The sequence below is a fragment of the Streptomyces sp. SID13726 genome (assembly GCF_010548375.1).
GTDB lineage: Bacteria > Actinomycetota > Actinomycetes > Streptomycetales > Streptomycetaceae > Streptomyces.
Genome location: NZ_JAAGLY010000584.1, coordinates 1 through 418 on the forward strand (window position 1 = coordinate 1; position 418 = coordinate 418).

A 418-nucleotide genomic window follows, 5' to 3' on the forward strand; every position below is an offset into this window, starting at 1 on the left:
GCCGTGTTCTCGATGCCGACCGACAGGCGCACGAGCCCCGCGGTGGTGCCGGTGGCGGCGAGCTGTGCCTCGTCGAGCTGGCTGTGGGTGGTGGACGCGGGGTGGATGACGAGGCTGCGTACGTCTCCGATGTTCGCGAGGTGGCTGAACAGTTCCAGTCCGTCCACGAACCGCCGGCCGGCCTCGACGCCTCCGCGCAGCTCGAACGAGAGGACGGCCCCGGCCCCGCGCGGCAGGTAGCGGCGTGCCGCCTCGTACCAGCGGTTGGACGGGAGGCCGGGGTAGTGCACCGCCGAGACCTCGTCACGCTGTTCGAGCCACTGCGCCAGTGCCAGTGCGTTCGACGAGTGCCGCTCCAGACGCAGGCTCAGCGTCTCCACGCCCTGCAGGAGAAGGAACGCCGAGTGCGGTGCGATGG

1 protein-coding gene is annotated in these 418 nt (G+C 71.1%); it reads right to left on the reverse strand.

Going from position 1 to position 418, the window contains the following annotated elements:
* Positions 1–418, reverse strand: a 418-nt coding sequence (locus G3I78_RS49250) for a PLP-dependent transferase (RefSeq protein WP_203616575.1), incomplete at both ends; no start/stop codon positions are given.